The organism is Amycolatopsis vancoresmycina, assembly GCF_000716785.1.
Taxonomy (GTDB): Bacteria; Actinomycetota; Actinomycetes; order Mycobacteriales; family Pseudonocardiaceae; genus Amycolatopsis; species Amycolatopsis vancoresmycina.
In genome coordinates this window covers 67,896-84,809 of record NZ_JNYY01000017.1, presented here as the reverse complement: position 1 = coordinate 84,809, position 16,914 = coordinate 67,896, and the positions used below count along the sequence as shown (strand labels likewise).

Annotated in this window: 18 protein-coding genes; 11 read left to right on the top strand and 7 right to left on the bottom strand. The window is 74.2% G+C overall.

Features of this window, described 5'->3' with window-relative positions; translation table 11 throughout:
• Nucleotides 1–7: 7 nt before the first annotated feature.
• The 7 genes from OO60_RS33945 to OO60_RS46700 form a co-directional block, all read right to left on the bottom strand.
• Nucleotides 8–697, bottom strand: a complete 690-nt coding sequence (locus OO60_RS33945; protein ID WP_003080623.1) for a 4'-phosphopantetheinyl transferase family protein — start codon at nucleotides 695–697, stop codon at nucleotides 8–10.
• Nucleotides 694–3,861, bottom strand: a complete 3,168-nt coding sequence (locus OO60_RS48270; protein ID WP_033262879.1) for a S41 family peptidase — start codon at nucleotides 3,859–3,861, stop codon at nucleotides 694–696. The genes OO60_RS33945 and OO60_RS48270 overlap by 4 nt, the downstream gene beginning before the upstream one ends.
• Nucleotides 3,858–4,439 (bottom strand): GNAT family N-acetyltransferase, encoded by a 582-nt coding sequence (locus tag OO60_RS46975; RefSeq protein WP_003080620.1) that lies wholly within the window; start codon nucleotides 4,437–4,439, stop codon nucleotides 3,858–3,860. Before OO60_RS46975 ends, OO60_RS48270 begins: the two co-directional genes overlap by 4 nt.
• Nucleotides 4,427–4,864, bottom strand: coding sequence for a hypothetical protein (locus OO60_RS33930; RefSeq protein ID WP_003080616.1), 438 nt, complete (start codon nucleotides 4,862–4,864; stop codon nucleotides 4,427–4,429). Before OO60_RS33930 ends, OO60_RS46975 begins: the two co-directional genes overlap by 13 nt.
• Complete coding sequence (locus tag OO60_RS33925) at nucleotides 4,857–5,312, bottom strand: GNAT family N-acetyltransferase (protein ID WP_003080614.1); 456 nt, start codon at nucleotides 5,310–5,312, stop codon at nucleotides 4,857–4,859. The genes OO60_RS33930 and OO60_RS33925 overlap by 8 nt, the downstream gene beginning before the upstream one ends.
• Nucleotides 5,309–5,842 carry a hypothetical protein gene (locus OO60_RS33920; protein WP_033262878.1) on the bottom strand — a complete coding sequence of 178 codons (534 nt, stop codon included), beginning with the start codon at nucleotides 5,840–5,842 and terminating at the stop codon, nucleotides 5,309–5,311. The genes OO60_RS33925 and OO60_RS33920 overlap by 4 nt, the downstream gene beginning before the upstream one ends.
• Before the next feature lie 163 nt (nucleotides 5,843–6,005).
• Nucleotides 6,006–6,143 carry a hypothetical protein gene (locus OO60_RS46700; RefSeq protein ID WP_156081341.1) on the bottom strand — a complete coding sequence of 46 codons (138 nt, stop codon included), beginning with the start codon at nucleotides 6,141–6,143 and terminating at the stop codon, nucleotides 6,006–6,008.
• A gap of 232 nt (nucleotides 6,144–6,375) precedes the next feature.
• On the opposite strand from OO60_RS46700, the gene OO60_RS48265 reads away from it, so the two are divergent.
• Genes OO60_RS48265 through acpS form a run of 11 tightly spaced genes read left to right on the top strand, consistent with a single transcriptional unit; the run spans nucleotide 6,376 to nucleotide 16,787 of the window.
• Nucleotides 6,376–7,956: a condensation domain-containing protein gene (locus OO60_RS48265; RefSeq protein WP_033262877.1), complete on the top strand. Its 1,581-nt coding sequence runs from the start codon at nucleotides 6,376–6,378 to the stop codon at nucleotides 7,954–7,956.
• A gap of 20 nt (nucleotides 7,957–7,976) precedes the next feature.
• Nucleotides 7,977–8,936: a ketoacyl-ACP synthase III family protein gene (locus OO60_RS33910; protein WP_003100555.1), complete on the top strand. Its 960-nt coding sequence runs from the start codon at nucleotides 7,977–7,979 to the stop codon at nucleotides 8,934–8,936.
• Nucleotides 8,933–10,276 carry a preATP grasp domain-containing protein gene (locus OO60_RS33905; protein WP_003100553.1) on the top strand — a complete coding sequence of 448 codons (1,344 nt, stop codon included), beginning with the start codon at nucleotides 8,933–8,935 and terminating at the stop codon, nucleotides 10,274–10,276. The genes OO60_RS33910 and OO60_RS33905 overlap by 4 nt, the downstream gene beginning before the upstream one ends.
• Nucleotides 10,273–11,568: a type III PLP-dependent enzyme gene (locus OO60_RS33900; protein WP_003100551.1), complete on the top strand. Its 1,296-nt coding sequence runs from the start codon at nucleotides 10,273–10,275 to the stop codon at nucleotides 11,566–11,568. The genes OO60_RS33905 and OO60_RS33900 overlap by 4 nt, the downstream gene beginning before the upstream one ends.
• Complete coding sequence (locus OO60_RS33895) at nucleotides 11,565–11,831, top strand: acyl carrier protein (RefSeq protein WP_003100549.1); 267 nt, start codon at nucleotides 11,565–11,567, stop codon at nucleotides 11,829–11,831. The genes OO60_RS33900 and OO60_RS33895 overlap by 4 nt, the downstream gene beginning before the upstream one ends.
• A gap of 3 nt (nucleotides 11,832–11,834) precedes the next feature.
• Entirely contained in the window at nucleotides 11,835–12,698 is an 864-nt protein-coding gene (locus OO60_RS33890; RefSeq protein ID WP_063749443.1) for a hypothetical protein, read from the top strand.
• Complete coding sequence (locus OO60_RS33885; RefSeq protein ID WP_003100544.1) at nucleotides 12,698–13,645, top strand: 3-oxoacyl-[acyl-carrier-protein] synthase III C-terminal domain-containing protein; 948 nt, start codon at nucleotides 12,698–12,700, stop codon at nucleotides 13,643–13,645. Before OO60_RS33890 ends, OO60_RS33885 begins: the two co-directional genes overlap by 1 nt.
• Nucleotides 13,642–14,250: an acyl-CoA dehydrogenase family protein gene (locus tag OO60_RS33880; RefSeq protein ID WP_051767846.1), complete on the top strand. Its 609-nt coding sequence runs from the start codon at nucleotides 13,642–13,644 to the stop codon at nucleotides 14,248–14,250. Before OO60_RS33885 ends, OO60_RS33880 begins: the two co-directional genes overlap by 4 nt.
• Nucleotides 14,247–15,386: an acyl-CoA dehydrogenase family protein gene (locus OO60_RS33875; RefSeq protein ID WP_033262875.1), complete on the top strand. Its 1,140-nt coding sequence runs from the start codon at nucleotides 14,247–14,249 to the stop codon at nucleotides 15,384–15,386. Before OO60_RS33880 ends, OO60_RS33875 begins: the two co-directional genes overlap by 4 nt.
• Nucleotides 15,379–16,128, top strand: a complete 750-nt coding sequence (locus tag OO60_RS33870) for a hypothetical protein (RefSeq protein WP_004559812.1) — start codon at nucleotides 15,379–15,381, stop codon at nucleotides 16,126–16,128. The genes OO60_RS33875 and OO60_RS33870 overlap by 8 nt, the downstream gene beginning before the upstream one ends.
• The gene (acpS, locus tag OO60_RS45570) at nucleotides 16,125–16,787 is read left to right on the top strand and encodes a holo-ACP synthase (RefSeq protein ID WP_063749442.1); all 663 of its coding nucleotides are present in this window, start codon (nucleotides 16,125–16,127) and stop codon (nucleotides 16,785–16,787) included. Before OO60_RS33870 ends, acpS begins: the two co-directional genes overlap by 4 nt.
• Nucleotides 16,788–16,914: the final 127 nt, after the last annotated feature.

Here is a 16,914-nt window from a genome sequence, read left to right as displayed (position 1 = left end):
CGGTCGCTCACCGCCGTCCCGCGAGCGCCGGTGCGGTGAGTTCGGCCAGGTCACGGCGGTGCACGGCCCGCACGGGCACGGTCGTGGCCAGCGCCGCCACGTGCCCGCCGGGCACCGGCAGCGACCGCAGATGCACGGGCTCCTTCGGCCATCCGGGGACCCCCGCACGGGCGAGGGGCCCCCGCACGTCCACCCGCGCCGGGGCGGCCGCCAGCCCCAGCCCGGCGAGTTTCATCGCCGCCTCCTTGCGCGTCCACGCCGTCAGCAGGCGCCCGGCCCGCTCCGCCGGAGGCGCGGCCGCGAACTCCCGGTGCTCGGCCGCCGACAGGACCACCCCGGCCAGCCCGGCCGGGTCGGCCGCCAGGGCCGGGTCCTCGATGTCCGCTCCGACCAGCCCGGCCGCCGCCGTCGCGAGCAGCAGCCACCGGCCGGTGTGCGACACCGAAAACGACGGGGCCCCGGCCAGCCGCGGCCGGCCGTGCGCGGGGTCGGCGCAGTGCTCGCACGACCGGTCGATCACCACCTCCGACGGCGGCACGCCGAGCACCGACGCGCCCCAGAGGCGTTGCAGCGCACGGGAAGCCGTGAACACGTCCGCGGCCGCCAGCCGGGCGGCGCGGGCGCGTTCGGACTCCGACAGCACCCCGAGCCACTCCGGCCGGGAGCGGACCGGCACCAGCCAGACGTCGACGATCATGGCGCCTGCGGCAGCAGCAGGGCGGCCCGCGGCACGGGCAGCTCGTCCGACGGTGAGCCCAGCTCCGCCAGCAGGTGCGCGACGGCCGCCGCGAGCTGGTCGTCCTCGCCCGGCAGGAGCCGGTCCGGGGCCGGCACCACGGCCAGGTCGGGCTCGACGCCGTGGTTCTCCAGCGACCCGCCCGCGTCGCCGAACCGGTAGCGGAACTCCGGCTGCGTCGTCACCGTGCCGTCGACCAGCCGGTGCCGCGGCCAGGTCGCGATCACCCCGCCCCAGCTGCGCCTGCCGATCAGCGGGCCCAGCCCGAGCGCGCGGAAGACGTGCGCGAAGATCTCGCCGTCGGACCCGGTGTGCTCGTTGAGCAGGGTCGCCATCGGGCCGCGGGGCGACTCCGTGGGGTACGGCGCCGTCCCGCTCCACCGGCCGTGCTCGGTGCCGGTGCGGCGCCGGGCCAGCCGGTCGAGCAGCAGCGGCGACACGTGGCCGCCGGTGTTGAACCGGACGTCCACGATCAGGCCGTCGCGGTCGAGCTCGGTCAGGAACCCGCGGACGAAGTCGGCGTACCCGCTGCGCGTCATGTCGGGCACGTGCAGGTAGCCCAGCCGCTCGCCCGACACCGCCCGCACGTAGGCGCGGTTGCCCTCGGCCCAGTCCAGGTACCGCGCCCGCGCTTCGCTCGCGCACGCCCGCACGACCACGCGGTGCTCGGCCGCGCCGCGCCGGACGGTCAGCTCCACCTCGCGGTCGGCCTGGCCGACCAGGAGCTCGCCCGGACCCGCCGGGCCGACCCGGCGGCCGTTGACCGCGACCACGGCGTCGCCCGCGCGGATGTCGGCGCCCAGCCGGGCGCACGGCGAACCGGCCTTCGGGTTCCACGGGTCGCCGCGCAGGATCCGCGCGATCCGCCATTGCGAGCCGTCCGCGGTGGTGTCCCAGTCGACGCCGAGGAAGCCCTGCGCCTCGTCCGGCCCGGTGCGGTACTCGCCGCCGCGCTCGAACGCGTGCGATGTGCCGAGCTCGCCGTGCAGCTCCCAGATCAGGTCCGAGAGCTCGGCGCGGCACGACACCAGCTCCGCGAGCGGCGCGTACCGGTCGTAGACGGCGTCCCAGTCGAGGCCGGACATCCGCGCGTCCCAATAGCCTTCGCGCTGCAGCCGCCACGCTTCGCGGAACATCTGCCGCCACTCCGCGGACGGGTCGAACGGCACCTTGACGCGGCCGAGGTCGACCCAGCCGGTGGCCGGGCCCGGTTCCTCGCCGTCGGGCGGGTCGCCGGCGGCGTCAGCGCGCAGCACCCGCAGCCGGCTGTCGGTGCGGTGCAGCACGACGTCGCCGCGGACGTCCAACTCGTCGACCGGGCCGAGGCAGCCCGCGGTGACCCGGCCGGAGGCCAGCTCCACCAGGGATACCGTGCCCTCGGCGCCGGAGTCCGGGTGTGCCGGGTCGGGCGCGGAAAGGGGCACCGACAGCAGCAGCACGCGGCCGGGGAGGGCGCCGATGTCGCTGTAGCGCCCTTCGGGCACCGGGAACGCCGCGACCCGCCGGGAAATGCCGTCGAAGTCGATCTCGACCCGGCCGTCGCCGCGCGGGGCGGGCAGGGCCTGCCCGGGCACGGCGGCCCGCGTCTCGAACGGCGACTCCTCGTCCGCCCGCAGCGTGATCAGGTACGGCCGCGACCCGAACGGGAACCCGACGTCGAATTGGACCTGGTCCAGCTCCGGCGTGAGGTCGCGCTGGCCGAGGAAGTACAGGTACCGCCCGGACGGGTCGAACGCCGGGCGCGCGTCGCGCACCACCGGCTCGGTGACCCGGTGGGTGCGCCCGGACGCGGTGTCGGCGAGCTTGATCGACGACGTGCGCGGCGACTCCGGGAACGTGTAGGCCAGCCAGCGGCCGTCGGGCGACCACGCGAGGTCCTCGATGCGCTCGTGCCGGCTCGCGTCGAGCAGCCGGGGCCGGGGGAGCACGTCGGCGGTGTCCACGATCCACACGCGCTGGCGGCTGGTCGCGAAGGCGACGAGCCCGGACGCGGGGGAGGCGGTCAGCTCGGTGATGTGCCCGACGCCGCCGGCCACGAGCACCGGGGCGTCCTCGCCGCCCTCGGCGTCCAGCAGCACGATCCGCTCGTCCGGGCTCTCGTCGGCGGCCACCGCGACCAGCTGCCGCCCGCCGGCCAGCCACCGCAGCAGCCGGTAGCGGACGCCGTCGGCGCTGCCGTGCCCGCGGACCGGCCCGGCCCAGTGCGCGAAGGTGAACGCCTTCCCGCGCGCGGTCACCGCGAGCCGGGTGCCGTCGGGGCTCAGGCGCGCGCCGTCGAGGTATTCGCCCGCGGGGGCGAACCGGCGGCCGCGCTGCGGCGCCGCGCCGCCCAGATCGACCTCCACCGGCCGCGCGCCGAGCTCGTCCAGCAGGTGCAGCCGGGCGCCCGCGGTGTAGACCAAGCGGGTGCCGTCGGTGGTGAGCCCACGCGCGTAGTGGTCGTGGTGGTCGGTGTGGCGGCGCAGGTCGGTGCCGTCGGGCAGGCACGAGTAGACGTTGCCGATGCCCTCGTGGTCGCTGATGAAGTGCACGCGGCCGCCGGCCCAGCACGGGTCGGCGACGTTCCCGGGCAGCGCGACGAGCCGCGTGAACGGCCCGGACTCCTGCTCGGCGTACCACAGCTCGCCGGTGCCGCCGCCCCGATAACGCTTCCACCGCGCGGGATCCGCGGTGTTGCGGCCGACGACGACCCCGCCGTCGCCGAAGGCGATCGTGTCGGCCGGGCCGAGCCGCAGCGGCCGCGCGGGACCGCCCGCCGACGGCACCGAGAACAGGCGCGCGCCGAAGCCGGACGGCTGCTCGGCGTCGGTCGCGTAGAGCACCTCGCCGGTGTGCGGGTGCCAGCCGACGGTGAGGCAGCGGCCCGCCTGGTGGGTCAGCCGCCGGGGGTGGCCGCCCTCGGCGGGCATGACGTAGACCTCGGCCGGCCCGTCGTCGGTGCCGACGAACGCGATTTCCGTGCCGTCCGGGGAAATCCGCGGCCGGCGCGCTTCGCCGGGGCCCGCGGTCAGCCGGTGCGCCCGGCCGCCCTCGGCGGGCACCGACCACAGGTCGTCCTCGCACGCGAAGTACAGGGTGCCGCCGGAGACCGCGGGCGTCCGCAGGTACCCGGCCCGCCCGGTCACGACCGGGCCTCGATGCGCTCGCGGATCCGCTCGGCCAGCTCGCGGCGGCGGTCCCCGGCGGACGCCTGGTGCGCCCGGACGTCCTCGTCGGACAGCGTCCAGTAGCACGCCGTGCGCCATTCGCCGACGGTGTAGGAATCCCGTTCGCACCGGACCTGGTGCTGGGCTTCGAGGGCCTCGGCGGACAGGAACATGGTGTTGTGCGTGAGGACCTGGTTGACGATCACGCGCATGTTCAGCTCGTCGCGCAGGTGCTGGTGCACGGCGTAGACGGCGAGCGCGCCCAGCCCGCGGTCGCGCGGCAGCACGCCGAAGGACAGCTCGCAGCGCTGCGCGCGCCAGTCGATCGAGGTGATCCACGCGAAGCCCATCACGCGGTCGCGCGGGCCGCACACGGTGAACATCCGCTTGGTGCGGTGCTCCTCGGTGATGGTGCGCAGCTGCCGGGCCTGCAGGCCGTCGTCGTCGGAGCCGACGGCGAAGTCGGTGAGGTTGGCCGTGAACCGCGCTTCGCGCAGCAGTTCCGTGCGCAGCGGGATGTCCTCCTCGGTGAAGTGGCGGACGGTCACGATCGGCATGACTCCTCCTTCACCAGGACCAGGACGTCGTGGAAGGCGTGGCCGGCGTAGCGGTGACCGGGCAGCACGCCGGTGCGCGCGAACCCGGCCCCGGTGAACGCGGCGGCGCCGGTTTCGGGGACCAGCGCGACGAACGACGTCCGGCGCTGGTAGGTGGCGAGGTGCCCGAGCAGCGCGCGCACCGGCTCGGGGCCGGCCGACGTGCTCGAGACGTACGCCTGGCGCGGCTGCGCCCGGTTCGGCACGCAGCCGACCAGCGCGCCGCCCGCGGCGTACACCTGGGCCTCGCGGCGGGTGAGCTCGCGCACGAGCAGGGCGTCGTTCTGGGTCACCGGGTCGGTGCCGAGGAACCCGCGCGCGGCGTCACCCGCGCGGCGCAGGCCCCGCGCGGCCTCGGCGGGCGAAAGCGGTCTCAGCTCAGTCATGGCGGTTCATCCCCCAGATCTCCCGTGCGGCGGGTGCGCCGTCGAACCAGACGGCCGCCGGGACGACCGCCTCGCGCCGGAACCCGGCCGCGGTCAGTGCCCCGGTGCCCGGCCGGGCGGCCGGGGTGACCCAGCCGTGCAGGCGGCGCAGGTTCAGGCCGGTGAAGCCGTGCTCGATCGCCCCGGCCAGTATCGCGTCCACATCGGACAGTCCGCTGTGGACACCGATTTCCAGGCGGGCCCGCCGGTGCACCCAGTCGATGCCGGTGTAGCGGACGAAAGCGTCGTCGGTGACGCACAGCTCCTCGTCGTGGCCGGCCGGCTCGGGGACCTCCGCCGGTTCGGCGAGGACGGGCCAGTCCGGCATCGGCAGGCCCAGCAGCTCGCCGGGGAGCCACGGCCCGGTCAGCAGGTCGCGGTCGGTGCCGCGGTATCCGCGCAGGTTCATGACTCCGCCCAGAGCTGGGAGAAGAAGACCGTGCCGCGGCGACGGCCTTCGTGGGTGGTCACGCCGGCGAGCGTGCCCTCTTCGGTGAGGCCGGCGGACCGCGCGAAGGCGAGCCCCACCGGGTCGAACTCGGGGAACCGGACCGAAAGCCGCACCACCTCGTGCCGCCACCGCAGGGCCCGCACGATCTCGCGGTAGGCGTCGCGCCACCAGTGCGCCGGCGCGCCGGCGCGCAGGCGCAGGTGCAGCAGGTAGTGGCAGCCGTGTTCGCTGCCCTCCTGTTCGAGGGCGTACAGGCCGGCGGGTTCGCCGTCGGCGAGGAGCACGCGCGTGTCGTCGCCGAGGAGCTCGAGGATCTCCCACTCCGGCCGCGTGGCGGGCCGGTCGGTGCGGAAGTAGAAGCCGGGTTCGGCGAACATCGCGAGCACGGCGGACCGGTCGGGCGCCGCGCAGGCGCGGGCCGACCAGCGCGGCAGCGCGCGGTCCGCCGGGGTGGCGGCGGGCGGTGCGGCGGGCGCGATCGAGGTCATGGCCCCTCCCGGGCTGGTGGACGAAGCTGGCGGGTGAGTGGTCTGCCGCGGCTGGTCGTGAGTGGGAAACAGGGTTAGAACACTGTTTCCCACTCACGACCCTCCGGCGGATCGGCGGGGCGGCGGCGCTTCCGGTGTGGTGCGCCGCCGACCCGCCGGGAGGTCACGCCTCCTTGACGGCGACCTTCGACGCTTCCTTGACCGCGACCTTGGACGCCTCCTTGACGGCGACCTTGGAGGCCTCCTTCACGGCGACCTTCGACGCGACCTTGCTGGCGACCTTCGAAGCTTCCTTCGACATGCGTGTTTCCTCATTCCGTTGATGGGATTCCCCGCAGATCCCGGTCCGCGATTCCTGCGTTCCGGTGGGGCCAACCCAGATTCACCGACGAACCGTTGCCGGTCAAGGAAAACTCCGCACCGACCGGTGTCATGTTCGTGCCACGGAGAACGTGCCACCGCCAGGGGCTAACCATTTCCGCCCTGGCCGCCCACCATCGGCGTACCACGACGATTCACGGTTGGAGGGTCGGATGCCTGTCGCGAAAAGCGCGAACCTCTGCTGGGGGCAGCACCACCACCTGCTGCGGTACCTGCGGGTGCCGGCGCAGTCGCGGCACGAGGCGCACATCGGCACCAGCTACCCGCTGCCCGCGGGCTGCACGGTCGCGGCCGTCCGCGCCACGCTGACGCACCTGGTGCGCCGGCACGAGGTCCTGCGCACGGTCTACGACCTGACCGGCACCGCGGCCGACGGGCGCGCCTGGCCGCGCCAGGTCGTGCAGCCGCCGGCCCCGCAGCCGGTGGTCGAGGCGACCGCGGAGGACGCCGTGGACGTCATCGCCCGCCTCACCCGTACCCCGTTCGACCTGGCCCGCGAGTGGCCCTTGCGGGCCTGCGTGGTCACCGCCGGTGGCCGGCTGGTGCGCCTGCACCTGGTCTTCAACCACCTGGCCTTCGACGACGTCGCCCTCGACCGCCTGGCCGCCGAGCTCGACGAGCTCCTGGCCGCGCGCACCGAGGGCAGGCCCGCGGTGCTGGACCCGGTCGAACACCAGCCGGTGGACCTCGCCCGCTTCGAGGAGAGCCGCACCGACGCCGACGTCGGACCCGCACTCGGCCACTGGCGCGATCTCGCCGGGAAGCTCCCGGCGGACGTCTTCTCGAAGCGCCGGAAGGCTTCCGGGGCCGCACACAGCGGCTCCCTCACCGTCCCGTCGCTGTTGCCGGCCGCCCGGGCGATCGCCGCGCGCGAGCACGTGTGGCCCTCGGCCGTGCACCTGGCCGCCTATGCCGTCACGCTCGCCGCGTACACCGGGGAAACGCTGGTCGCGCACCGGATGTACACCAGCCAGCGGGACGCCAGCGGCTTCGGCGGCGCCGTCACGTGCCTGTCCTACCCGACGCCGGTGCTCGCCGACCTCGGCGGCGATCCGCGGTTCTCGGCCGTGGTGAAGGAGTCCGCCACCCGCGTCAGCCAGGCGATGGCGAACGCGCACGTGCCCTACGACCGCGTGTACGAGCTGATCGCCGAGAAGGGCGTGCGCGTGGTCGCGGAGCTGAACTTCCTCGACAACGCCCCGCGGTCCTGCCGCACCAAACGCGACCGGTACGCGGTCAACGCGGCACCGGCCGACTGGGCACAGGCCGGTTCGGACAGCTACCTGCGCGTCTACGAATGGGCCGACGGCATCACCCTCGCCCTGCAGGCCCTGGACGCGGTGATGGACGCCGACGCCGTCGAGCAGTTCCTGCGCGGCTACGCCCGGCTCGTCGAGGCCCACCGCGACCCCGGTACCGATCTGCGCGTCAGCGAGGCCGCCGCGCTCATCGGCTTCACCCCGGCCACGCCGCAACCAGAGGCGCCCGCCGAACCCGAGCCGGCCGGAACCGCGCCCGCCGAACGCGTCCTCACCGAGGTCGTCGCGCAGGTCAACGGCCTCGGCGACGTCGACCCGGCCCGCAGCTACCTCGGCGCGGGCGGGCGCGTGCTGCGCCTGCCCCGCGTGGTCGAGGCCCTGCACGAGCGCGGCTGGTCGGCCGGGCTCGTCCCGTTCACCACCGCCCGCCCGCTGTCCGCGCTCGCGCACGAGCTCGTGCCGGCCCGCGGCTGAGCCGAAGATCGGAGGAAATCATGTCCCTGCTCGAAGCACCCCGCCTGGAACGGGTGGCGTCGTTCGTGCCGGAGACGAGCCTGCCGGTCGCCGACCTGGCCGGCCCGCTCGGCCTCGACGCGACGCAGCTGCGCTTCTTCACCCGCTTCCTCGGCCTCGACCGCGTCGCCGTCGCCGACGGCCTCGAACTGGCCGACCTGCTGGCCGGCGCGGGGGAGCGCGTGCTGGCCGGGGCCGACCGCGACTCGGTCCGGTTCCTGGTCCACGCGCACACCATGCAGCACGTCGCCGTCGCCACCCCCGGCCTGCTGGAGGACGTGCGGCAGCGGCTGCGGCTGCACCGCGCGACCGCGTTCAGCCTGTCGCACCTCAACTGCGTGATCGGGATCCACGCCCTGCACGTGGCCCGGTCCCTGCTGGCCACCGCGGCGCCGGGCGACCGCGTGCTCGTGCTGACCGGCGACAAGGTGCTGATGCACGAGGCCCGGCTGATCCGCGACACCACCATCCAGGGCGACGGCGCCGCCGCGGTGCTGCTCGGCCCGGACCCGCGCGGCGACCGCGTCCTCGGGCGCGCGCTCACCGTGCTGGGCCAGTTCTACCGCGGTATCGACTGCGACGAAGCACTGCAGCTGCAGTACAAGCACGTCTACCCGGACGCGCTCGCCCAGGTCATGCAGGACGCCCTCGACGACGCCCGGGTCGAGGCCGCGGACATCGCCGCCATCCTGCCGCACAACGTCAACAAGCTGTCCTGGAAACGCATCACCGGCGTGCTCGGCGTGCCGCGCGACCGCGTGTTCCTGGACAACGTCGGGAAGTACGCCCACTGCTACAGCTCCGACCCGTTCATCAACCTGGCGGCGGCGCGCGCGGACGGGCGGGTCGATCCGGGGGACCTCGTGCTGCTGGCTTCGGCCGGCCTCGGGGCGACCTTCGCGGCGGCCGTCGTCGAGATCGGAGAAGGGAACCAGGGATGAATTTCGTGGCACGGCTGAAGAAGGACCTCACCGGCGACGCCGGTGCGCGGTTCGTCTTCGTCAACAACTTCGAGGTGGAACGCAGCTGGGCGGTGGGCGAGCCGAAACTGCCCGGCGCCGGCATCTCGTTCGCGGGGGCCACGGTCAACCGCATGGAGGAGATGGGCGCGCTGCTCGCCGGCGAGGGCGACCTGGTGGTGCTCAAGGCACCCATGGACGCCGCGTTCGCCGGCTACCTCGCCCGGATCGGCGCGGCCGACGGCACCACGCTGATCGCCGAGCACAACGACCCGGACGCGATGGTGACCGAGGACGCGCTCAACTCGCCGGAGCTGCTGTCCCGGCTGCGGGAGCTGGCCGACGGCAACACCTACCTGATGCCGCTGGGCATCTCGGCGTCGGAGGAGGCGCTGGCCAAGGAAAGCGGCCTGCCGCTGGCCGGGTCGACCGCGCAGATCTGCAAGGCGGTCAACGGCAAGGTGTTCAGCCGCGGCCTGGTCGACTCGCTCGGCCTGCGCCAGGTGCCCGGCCGGGTGGTGCACACGGTCGGCGAGCTGCGCGAGGCCCTCACCGCGCAGCTGGCGCTGGGCGGCCGGGTCGTCGTGAAGGAGTCGCTCGGCGTCTCCGGGCGCGGCATGGTCGTGGTCGAGGACGAGCGCGGCGCGAACCGGCTGCTGCGCCTGATCGAGCGCCGCGGCGCCGACGCGCCCGCGAACCTGGTCGTCGAGTCCTGGATCGAGCACGCCCAGGACCTCAACTACCAGTTCGTCGTCTCCCGCACCGGCGGCGTCCGGTTCGAGACGGTCAAGGCCGCCGTGCTCAAGAACGGTGTCCACCAGGGCCACCGCTTCCCGGTGGAGCTGCCGCCGGTCGCCGCGCGCGAACTCGCCGAAGCCGTCGAGAAGATCGGGCGCTCGCTGCACGACGAAGGCTTCTTCGGCATGGTCGGTGTCGACGCGATGCTCGCCGCCGACGGCACGCTCTACCCGTGCCTGGAGATCAACGCCCGGTTCAACATGTCGACCTACCAGAGCCGGATCGCCGAGAAGTTCATCCCCGAAGGCCGGCACGCGATCGCCGCGACCTTCTCGCTGAAGCTGCAGCGCGAGCACACCTTCGCCGAGGTCGAGACCGCGCTCGGCGACCTGTTCTTCACCGGCGCCGGCGACACCGGCGTGCTGGTCAACAACTTCGCGACGCTCAACGCCGCGGCCACCGGCGAGGGCTCCTTCCACGGCCGTCTCTACGCGATCTGCGTCGGGGACTCGCCCGAGGAGGCCCTCGCCGTCCGGACCGAGGCCGAGCGCCGCCTGGCGGAAATGGCAGGAACCGAAGCATGACCGGCATCGACTACCAGGACCTGGCCGCGCGCTTCGGCACGCCGCTGTACGTCTACGACGGCGACGTCCTGCACGCCACCATCACCGGCCTGCGCGCGGTGCTGCACCCGGCGATCGAGGTCTTCTACTCCCTCAAGGCGAACCCGAACATCAGCGTCTTCGCGGCCCTGCACGCCGGTGGCGCGCGGGCCGAGGTTTCGTCCATTGTGGAGCTCCAGACGGTCCTCAAGGCCGGGGCCCGCCCGGACGACATCATCTTCCTCGGCCCGGGCAAGAGCCAAGAGGAGCTGCGGGCGTGCCTGGACACCGGCGTCTACGCGATCGTCTGCGAATCCTTCGACGAGCTGGACGACATCGAACGGCTCGGCGCCGAGCTCGGGAAGCAGCAGCGGGTGCTGCTGCGGATCAACCCCACCTGCGCGATCAGCGGGTCGCGGCTCACCATGGGCGGCAAGCCCCGCCAGTTCGGCATCGACGAGGCCCAGGTCCTCGCCGCCGGGCCGCGGCTGGCGGAGTACCGCCACGCCGACGTCGCCGGCATCCAGGTCTACATGGGCACGCGCATCCTCGACGCCGAGGTGATCGGCAAGAACACGCGCTACGCACTGGACCTGGCCGAGCGGGTCGTCGCGGAGACCGGGATCCGGCTGGAGGCCGTCGACATCGGCGGCGGCCTGGGGGTCGCCTACTTCGAGGGCGAGGACGACCTCGAAGCGGCCGCTGTGGCCGCGGAAATCAACCCGATGCTGGCGGCGTTCCACCGGGCGCACCCGGCGACCCGGCTGATCATGGAGTCCGGCCGGTTCCTGGCCGGCCGCGCCGGGGTCTACGTGCTCGGCGTCCGGTACGTCAAGGAGTCGATGGGGGAGCGGTTCGCGATCGCGGACGGCGGCACCCACCACCACATGGCCGCGGTCGGCATCGGCTCGTTCGTCAAGCGCAACTTCCCGGCCGTGCTGCTCACCCCGCGCGCGGCGGGCGACGACACCGACGACACCGTCGAGCCGGGCCCGTGGACCGTCACCGGCCCGCTGTGCACGCCCAACGACACCTTGCTCAAGCAGGTGAAACTGCCCGACCTGCGCCCCGGCGACCTGGTCGGTGTCCTGAACTCCGGCGCCTACGGGCCGTCGGCCTCGCCCGGGCTGTTCCTCAGCCACGGGTTCCCCGCCGAGGTGCTCGTCCGCGGGGGTGCGGCCTTCCTGGTCCGCGACCGCGACGAGCCCGCGGACCTGCTGCGCAAGCAGCACCTGCACCAGCCCACCACCAGCACGGAAAGCGAGCCGAGATGAACCGCACCGAGATCGTCGCCCACCTGGAGATCGCCCTGTCCGCCGTGCTCAACAAGGAGATCGGCGGCGTCACCCCGGAGCTGCGCCTGTTCGAGGACCTGGCGCTCGACTCCACCAGCGTCATCGAGCTGCTGATGAGCCTCGAGGACACGATCGGCCTCGAGATCGACCCGGACGAGCTCGGCCCGGAGGTCTTCCGCACGGTCGGCAGCCTGACCGACTACATCGAGTCGGCCTTCGCCAGGGCCGCCGCGGCGGTCTGAGCCATGTCCCTCCAAACGCTCGCGCCGCCGGGCCGGGCGGCGGTACCCCCGCGCCCGGCCGGGGTGCACCTGAGCGGCGTCACGCACCGGGTGTTCGCCGAACGCGCCAAGCCGGTGTTCGGGATGCGCCCGGAGCTGGCCCGGCTCATGGTCGAGACCTTCGGCGCCGCGGCGGACCAGGAGGACTTCCTGGCCCGCACCGGCAACGGGTTCATCGAAATGACCGAGGCCCTGCTGGCGGACGCGGACGCCCCGCTGCCGCCGCTGGACGCGGTGGTGCTCGCCTACCACTCGCCCGACCTGTACCACTCCGAGGTCGCGGGCTGCTACCTCGCCGGGCGCCTGCCCGGCAACCCGGAGCCGTGCTCGGTCGCCGGGCCGGGGCCGGGGGCGGCGTTCACCGCGCTGCGCCTGCTGGACGGCATGTGCCGGCTCGGCGAGGCGAGTTCGGCGGCGCTGCTGGTGTTCGACCAGAACGCCGTGCTGTGGGACAGCGGCCACCCGGCCACCCACCGGCCCGACGCGGCGGTGCTGCTGCGGGCCGGCGCAACTGGCGACGTCGCCGTGACGGAGCTGGCGGAGGTGCGGCTCGACGAGTCCGGGCCGCACACCCCCACCCTCGCCTTGGCCGACGTGCTCTACCGGCACCCGGGCGTCCGGGTGCTGGCCGGCGCGGGCCTGGCCCAGCGGCTCGCGGGCACGCCGTACGCGAGCCGCGTCGAAGCGGTCCCGGACCTGTGGTGCACCGGTGTGTGGGCGGGCCTCGCCCGCGTCTGGCCGCTGCGCGAACCGGTGCTGCTGGCCGACTTCGAACCGGCGGGCGGCACGTTCTGCAGCTGCCTGCTCGTGCCGGGAAGGGAGCACTGATGGACACGGGGCTGTCCCGGGTCGCCGTGCGGCTGCCCGGCCGCGTCGAGGCCGTCGACGACGTGCTCGTGCGGTCGGGCGCCAAACCCCTGGAGCGGCGGATGTTCGGCCGCATCTACGGCCTGCGCGACAGCCCGGTGCTCGCGCCGGGCGAGCGGATGGCGGACCACCTGGCCGAGGCCGGGCGGACCGCGCTCGGCGGCGGGGCGGCGAGCCTCGTGCTCTACGGCCACACCCTGCTCATCGCCGAGCTGGACCTGTGCGGGGAGTTCCCGGACCGGCTGCGCGACGCGCTCGGCCTGCCGGGCGTCCCGTTCTTCGGGGTCTCGCACGTGAACTGCACGTCGGTGCTGCGCTCGGTCGAACTGGCCCGGCGCTACCTGGCCCGCCCCGGCGCGGCCCCGGACGACCGCGTGCTCGTCCTCGGCGGCGACCAGGGCAGCGCGAGTGACCGCGGCCGCTACATCCCGGGCACGACCGTCGCGGGCGACACGGCCGCGGCGCTCGTCGTGTCCCGCGGCCCGGCGCGCTACCGCTACCTCGGCGGCGCGAGCGCCCGCGACACCCGGTTCCACCGCAGCCTGCGGATGACCAAGGAGGAGTTCACGCTCTTCGGCAAGGTCTGCTGCGAGCAGGCGGTGGCGGTCGTGGCCGCCGCGGCCCGCGCCGCCGGGCTCGGACTGTCCGATGTGGACTGGGTGCTGCCGGACCTGTCCAACCGGATGTTCTGGCGCACCTTCAGCGGCCTGTCCGGGTTCCCGTTCGAGAAGATCCCGCTGGACCTGGTCGCCGAGCGCGGGCACAACTTCGGGGTCGACTCGCTGCTCGCGCTGCAGCACGCCGACGCGGCCGGACGGCTGCGTCCCGGGCAGCGCTGCGCCCTGGTCTCCGTGGGCCAGGGCGCCTACTTCCAGTCGGTGATCGTCGAGGTCGTGGAGGAGAAGTGACCACCAGCCTGCTCGAATGCGAGCGAACCGCACGCAGCGACGGCCTCGCCGCCGGTCTCGCCGCGGCCCTGCCCGCCACCCCGGCCGACCGGCTGGCCCCCGGCCGGTACGCGGCCGTGCCCGCCGCGGCCGTGCCCGAAGGCGCCGAAGTGCGCACGCACAGCCTGGCCGATCGCGAGGACATCGTCTTCCTCGCCTGCCCGGGCCGTCCCCGCGAGGAGCGGGACGCGCTCGAGCTGGCCGACCTCGGCCGGCGCCTGGCCGCGGTCCGGCTGGGCGTGCTGCGCTCGGTGCTCGACCACGTCGTCGAGCACCTGTCGAACCGCACGTCGGGCGACGAACCGCTGATCCGCAAGCAGCTCGTGGCCGGCGCGATCGGCGACGTGATGGCCGCGGTGGAACGGCTGCGCGCCCAGGTGCGCTCGCAGCGGCACCCGGCCGCCGTCGCCGACGTCCACCGCGAGCTGGACGAACTGGGCTGGCGGGTGGCCCAGCACCTCGGCGCCTCGGGCTTCCTGGCCACCTCACCCGCGCGGTCGCTCTACGTCTCGGCCCTGGTGGCCGGCACCTGGGTGGACCGGGAACCGGAAGGAGAACCGGCATGATCGAGCTGAGCGAACGCGTCCGCGCGGTCCGCGACCTGAGCCGGGAGGCAGCGACGGACCTGCGGTCGCGCGCCCTGGCCATCGACGTCGACCCGGACGCGATGGAGGAGCACTACAACTCGCCGGTGTTCGAGATGGTGCGGCAGGCCGACACGCCGCCGCAGTACCGCGAGTCGCTGCCGTCGACGCCGCTGCTGCGCGCGATGGAACGCGGCTCGTGCCTGGAGAACGTGGCCGGGCTGATCGAGCTGGCCCGCGGCGACGTCGGCGCGATCCTGGCCTGCCCGTCACCGGGCCTGGCCGGGGTGTTCGTCGAGCTGCTCGGCACGCCCGAGCAGCAGGAGTGGTTCTTCACCCGGATGCACGGCGGCCGCCGCTGGTCGTTCTTCGCGATGACCGAGGAGAGCCGCGGCAACGACGCGACCGCGATGGAGACCCGCTTCGACCGCGACGGCGACGGCTGGCGGCTCAACGGCGGCAAGTGCTACGTCGGCAACGCCGCCCGCGGCAGCGTCGGCGTGGTGTTCGGCCGCACCGGCCGCGGCGCGCTGTCGATCCGCGCGGCACTGGTCGAGGTCCCGGCGGCCGGCTGGCACGGCGAGAAGCTGGACATGATCGGCCTGCGCGGCGCGTACATCAGCCGGCTGTCCTTTTCGGACGTGTCCATTCCCGCCGGCCGCCTGCTCGGCGACCACCTGCCGGTGACGCGGCGCGGGATCTTCGCCGCCATCACGACGTTCAACCACATGCGGGTCCGGATCGCCGCGTCCGCCGTGGGCACCGCGCTGGCGATGGTCGAGTACGTCCTGGAGCACCGCAAGAACGCCCCCGGCGGCCAGCTCGCCCTCGCCCGCGCCGAAGCCGGGCGGGAGCTGGTGTACGAGGCGGCGGCGCGGATCGACCGCGACCCCGAGCGCGGCTACCTCTCCAGCGCGGCGAAGCTCGGCGCGGTCGGCCTGGCCGTGGGGACGGCGCACTGGGCGTCGGCCGCGCTCGGCCCGGCCGGCCTGATCGAGCACCCGCTGCTGGAGAAGTGGACGCGGGACGTGCACGCGTTCGAGTTCATGGAGGGCACCAGCAACATCCACCGCCTGCACGTGGCGCGCGGGTACCAGGCGGGAGACGCCGATGCCTGAGCTCGGAATCGACACGATCGCGTTCGCCGCGGCCCGGCGCGAGGAGTACGTGCCGCTGTCGGCCCTGCCCGGCGCCGCCGACCTGGTGCCGCCGGAGCGGCTCGCCGCCGCCGGGATCCCGTTGTCCCGGCTGATGGTCCGGATCCCGGAGGACGACGACGTCGACGTCGCGGCGGAGGTGCTCGCCGCCCTCGGGCCGCCCGCGCTGCCGCAGCCGCTGTTCTTCGTGCGGTCCGGGCCGCTGCGCGACCCGAACGTGGCCGCGCTGGCCGGGCTGGTGCACCGCAGCGGCTGGGCGGGCGACGACGTCGGCCTGTCCCACCTCGACGAGCTCGGCGGCACGGCCGTCTTCGGGCTGCTGGAGTGGGCGGTCGAGACGGAGGCGACGGCGATCGTCTGCGACGAGCCGCTGTTCGCCGACTCCGACGGCGGCCACCCGCGGTTCGCGGCGGTCGGCCTGCGGGTACGGCGCGGCGCCGCCGCGCTGACGGTTTCCGGCTGCGGCGAAGGAAAACCGGCGTTGCCGGGAGACCACCGGTTCACCGGCCGCGGCCCGTGCGACGCGTGGCTGGCGTTCTGCGCGGCGCTGGCCGAAGGGGTGGTCGCCGACGGCGACCGCGTCCTGCTGCACACGCGCGGGCCGATCCGCGAGGGCTGGCTTTCGCTGCTCGCGGTCGACGTCTCCGCGCTGCGGCTGGTCCCGGCGGCCACGGCGAGCCTGCTCGGGGGGCGGAGTGGATGAGAATCGGCGTGGACCTGATGTCGATCCCGCGGTTCGCGGAGGTCGCGGCGCACCACCGGTACCGGACGCTGGTCTTCACCCCGGTGGAGCTCGAGCAGGCCGCCCGGATGGGTGCCGAACGGTCCCTGGAACGGCTGGCCGGGCGGTTTTCCGTCAAGGAGGCCACGTGCAAGATGCTGGGCCGTGGCTTCGGCCAGGGCCTGCGCTGGCGTGACATCGAGGTCACCAACGACGACTGGGGAGCGCCGTTGGTGACCCTCGGCGGCGGCGCGGCGGAGATCGCGGAAGAGGCGGGCTTGGAGGAGATCGTGGTGACGTTGAGCCACCAGGCCGACCTGGTGGTCGCGGTCGCGGCGGCGGCCTGTGCCCGCCCACCACGGCCGTTCCGCCGCGCGGCCACGCCTTCGCTCGCCGCGCCGGTCCCGGCCCGGTTCGACGAACTGGCGGCCTTGGCCGCCGACCTGTTCTCGGTCGCCCCGACCGAAGTGGCCGCTGCGGCATCGTTCGCGGGCGATCTGGGGGTCACGTCGGTGGTGGTGATCGAGCTGCTCGCCCGGATCGAGAGCCGGTACGGCATCCGCATCCCGGAGGCCGGCATCTACCGGATGACCGACCTGGAACGCACCTACGGTGTGGTCGCCGAGGCGGCCGGATGGTAGGGCGGGCAGAGAGAAGGGGCCTTCCGCGAGCGGAAGGCCCCTTCTCGTGTGGGCGCTGCGGCGAGTCCGGCCGGGCAGCGACGTCGCGAATGACTCATTCGGGACGTGCGAGGTCCCGAATGAGTCA

Bases quoted from the DNA above. Each gene is read 5' to 3' on its own strand.
- OO60_RS46975 (WP_003080620.1), bottom strand. From the start codon at position 4,439: ATGCCGATCGTGACCGTCCGCCACTTCACCGAGGAGGACATCCCGCTG.
- OO60_RS33885 (WP_003100544.1), top strand. From the start codon at position 12,698: ATGGACACGGGGCTGTCCCGGGTCGCCGTGCGGCTGCCCGGCCGCGTC.
- OO60_RS33890 (WP_063749443.1), top strand. From the start codon at position 11,835: ATGTCCCTCCAAACGCTCGCGCCGCCGGGCCGGGCGGCGGTACCCCCG.
- OO60_RS33895 (WP_003100549.1), top strand. From the start codon at position 11,565: ATGAACCGCACCGAGATCGTCGCCCACCTGGAGATCGCCCTGTCCGCC.
- OO60_RS33870 (WP_004559812.1), top strand. From the start codon at position 15,379: ATGCCTGAGCTCGGAATCGACACGATCGCGTTCGCCGCGGCCCGGCGC.
- OO60_RS33920 (WP_033262878.1), bottom strand. From the start codon at position 5,842: ATGACCTCGATCGCGCCCGCCGCACCGCCCGCCGCCACCCCGGCGGAC.
- OO60_RS33945 (WP_003080623.1), bottom strand. From the start codon at position 697: ATGATCGTCGACGTCTGGCTGGTGCCGGTCCGCTCCCGGCCGGAGTGG.
- OO60_RS33875 (WP_033262875.1), top strand. From the start codon at position 14,247: ATGATCGAGCTGAGCGAACGCGTCCGCGCGGTCCGCGACCTGAGCCGG.
- OO60_RS33900 (WP_003100551.1), top strand. From the start codon at position 10,273: ATGACCGGCATCGACTACCAGGACCTGGCCGCGCGCTTCGGCACGCCG.
- OO60_RS33925 (WP_003080614.1), bottom strand. From the start codon at position 5,312: ATGAACCTGCGCGGATACCGCGGCACCGACCGCGACCTGCTGACCGGG.
- OO60_RS33930 (WP_003080616.1), bottom strand. From the start codon at position 4,864: ATGACTGAGCTGAGACCGCTTTCGCCCGCCGAGGCCGCGCGGGGCCTG.
- OO60_RS46700 (WP_156081341.1), bottom strand. From the start codon at position 6,143: ATGTCGAAGGAAGCTTCGAAGGTCGCCAGCAAGGTCGCGTCGAAGGTC.
- OO60_RS33910 (WP_003100555.1), top strand. From the start codon at position 7,977: ATGTCCCTGCTCGAAGCACCCCGCCTGGAACGGGTGGCGTCGTTCGTG.
- OO60_RS48265 (WP_033262877.1), top strand. From the start codon at position 6,376: ATGCCTGTCGCGAAAAGCGCGAACCTCTGCTGGGGGCAGCACCACCAC.
- OO60_RS33905 (WP_003100553.1), top strand. From the start codon at position 8,933: ATGAATTTCGTGGCACGGCTGAAGAAGGACCTCACCGGCGACGCCGGT.
- acpS (WP_063749442.1), top strand. From the start codon at position 16,125: ATGAGAATCGGCGTGGACCTGATGTCGATCCCGCGGTTCGCGGAGGTC.